The sequence below is a fragment of the Nonomuraea zeae genome (assembly GCF_005889725.1).
Classification (GTDB): Bacteria; Actinomycetota; Actinomycetes; order Streptosporangiales; family Streptosporangiaceae; genus Nonomuraea; species Nonomuraea zeae.
This window is the reverse complement of record NZ_VCKX01000603.1, coordinates 1-2461: the sequence shown is the minus strand read 5'-3', so window position 1 is coordinate 2461 and position 2461 is coordinate 1. Positions and strand designations below refer to the sequence as shown.

Here is a 2461-nt window from a genome sequence, read left to right as displayed (position 1 = left end):
GGGTTGCTGTTGATGAGGGTGGGGTGGACGGCGGCTGTAGTCGGGCCAGGCGGTCCGCGGGGGTTCTGGGTGAGAGCCACAGCCAGGTGGCCAGGCTCGCGCACACCGTGGCTAGTAGCTGGAGCATCGTAGGGAGTCCGATCGAGTTGGTGGCGGGCTCTTCTGTGGGTGGGTTGCCATCTCTGCTGTGAGCTGGTTGCGGGCCCTTTTGTGAGTGGTCATGACCTCCGTTCGGGAGGTGGTGTCAGCTCGGGAGGTGGTCTCCGCCTGTGATCGCAGGTTGGAATGGCCTCAGGTCGAGAGTGGCCCCCTCTCCGGGGCGTGATCTCTTGTCTGGGAAGCATGATCTCTCTGCGTGCTGGTCGTGGGTTTCTCTGTGGCTGGTCGTCGTGGTCTCTTCTGAGGGTCGCGTCAGGCTTGGGCTCGGGCGGCCATGCGGTTGGTCCACCACAGGCCGCAGGCGTCGAGGGCGATTCCTGTTGTCAGGCACATGAGGCCAGGGAGGCCGCCGAACAGGAAGTCCAGCGGATGCATGTTCAGGGCGGCGGCCATGAGGAGGCCGAGGGCTGGGAGTATGGCGAGCATTCTGGCTGTGGTGCGCGGCCCTGCCAGCTGTGCTGCGACGTCCTGACGGTGCACCTGGGCCGTACGCAATGTGGCTGCCACTCGGTCCACCAGGGCTGCCAGGCCTGCTCCTACGGTCACGCTCACTTCCCAGCATGCTGCGAGGTGCCGCAGTCCTTCGCCGCCTTGGGGCGGGGCGGATGAGGTCAGGGCTGCGGAGACGTCGCCGCCGTCTCTTGCCGCGGCGAGGATCGGGCGCAGGGTGTCGGGGTCTGGGAAGTCCACCGCGGTGATGGCTCTGGTCAGTGCTTCTCCCGGGGTTCGGCCGGCCGATAGTTCTGCTGAGAGGGCCTGGCATAGCTCGATCGTCGCGTGGCGCCAGGCGTCGGCGCGACGGGCTGGGCTGGGGCGGGTGAGCAGCTTGCTCAGGGAGCGCCTTGGGGGCTGGTTATGGGTCGAGGTCAGTTTGCTCAGGCGGGTCGTGGCGATGTCCGGGGCTGTCCACAGCCAGAGTGCGCAGGCTGTGGACAGTGCGGCTATCAGGGCGCCTGCCATTGCGTTGCTCCGTGATGGTCAGGATTCTCGGGGTTCGTGGTCTGACTTCGCGGTCTGCGTCCGTGGTCTGGGCTCGCCGTCTGGGGGCTGGTTCGGGGGAGCAGTGTGGCTTGGTGGCGGTGAGGGGCTGAGTGGTGCGGTAGGAGGAGGCGGGTGGGCGTAGCGGTTATGGGTGGGTTCTTTGGGTGAGGGCTTCGTAGGCTGGGCCGAGGTGGGAGTTGCCCTCGGTGTCGAAGGTCAGGGCGGGGAGGGACTCTACGAAGCCGCTTGGTGTTCTAGACAGCAGGCAGATTTCGGCTATGCGTCTTCGGCCGTCTGTGCGACTTCGGGTGAGGTGGATGACCGCGTCCAGCGCCGCGGCGAGTTGGCTGTGGACGGCCTGTCTGCTCATGCCTGCCGCGCATCCGAGCGCCTCCAGGCGGGGAGGTACGTCGGCGGCGGTGTTCGCGTGCAGCGTGCCGCAACCGCCCTCGTGACCCGTGTTCAGGGCGGCCAGGAGATCCACTACCTCGGCTCCCCGTACCTCCCCAACCACTAGGCGGTCCGGGCGCATTCGCAGTGCCTGCCGGACCAGGTCGCGAAGGCCGACGCCGCCGGCTCCCTCCAGGTTCGCGGGGCGGGTTTCCAGGCGTACGACGTGGGGGTGCAGGGGACGGAGCTCGGCTGAGTCCTCTACCAGCAGAAGGCGCTCGCCTGGGTCCGCGAGTGACAGCAGGGCGGAGAGCAGGGTTGTCTTGCCGGTGCCTGTGCCGCCTGTCACCAGGAAGGCCAGCCGGGCGGTCACCATGGCGGTCAGCACCGGGATCGCGGACGGAGTGATCGTGCCTGCCGACACCAAGTCCGTCAGGGCGAACGTGCGGCGCGGTGGCAGGCGCAGCGAGATGCAGGTGCCGCCGGAGGCGATCGGCGGGAGTACGGCGTGGAGGCGGACTCCTCCCGCGAGCCGGGCGTCCACGTAAGGGGAGGCGTCGTCCAGCCGTCTGCCCGCGGCGGATGCCAGGCGCTGGGCCAGCCTGCGTACGGCTGCGTCGTCCGTGAAGGTGATCGGGGTGCGGTGCAGGCCGGTGCCGTCGTCTATCCACACCTCTCGTGGGCCGTTGACCAGGACGTCCGTCACGTCTGGACGGGTCAGGAGCGGTTCGAGTGGGCCTGCGCCGATCAGGTCGGCGCATAGGGCTCGGGCCACCGCGAGGATCTCCGCGTCGCCATAGACCGATTTCTCGGCTCTGAGTGCGACAGCGACCTGGGCGGCGCTGGGTTCGACGCCGGTTCTGGCCAGACGGACGCGGACGGCTTCGACCAGGTCCGGGGAGACGGGGCTGGCGGTTCTTGTGGGGTGGGG

At 68.5% G+C, this 2461-nt stretch carries 2 protein-coding genes; both read right to left on the bottom strand.

Annotated features, from left to right (window positions below):
* Nucleotides 1-411: 411 nt before the first annotated feature.
* A complete protein-coding gene (locus ETD85_RS61650) occupies nucleotides 412-1119 on the bottom strand; it encodes a type II secretion system F family protein (RefSeq protein WP_138698995.1) in 708 nt (235 codons plus the stop codon).
* A gap of 166 nt (nucleotides 1120-1285) precedes the next feature.
* Nucleotides 1286-2461 (bottom strand): TadA family conjugal transfer-associated ATPase (locus ETD85_RS61645; RefSeq protein ID WP_420847397.1); only part of this gene is annotated, 1176 nt, incomplete at its 5' end.

Coding starts and splice junctions, on each gene's coding strand:
- ETD85_RS61650 (WP_138698995.1), bottom strand. CDS start 1,119: ATGGCAGGCGCCCTGATAGCCGCACTGTCCACAGCCTGCGCACTCTGG.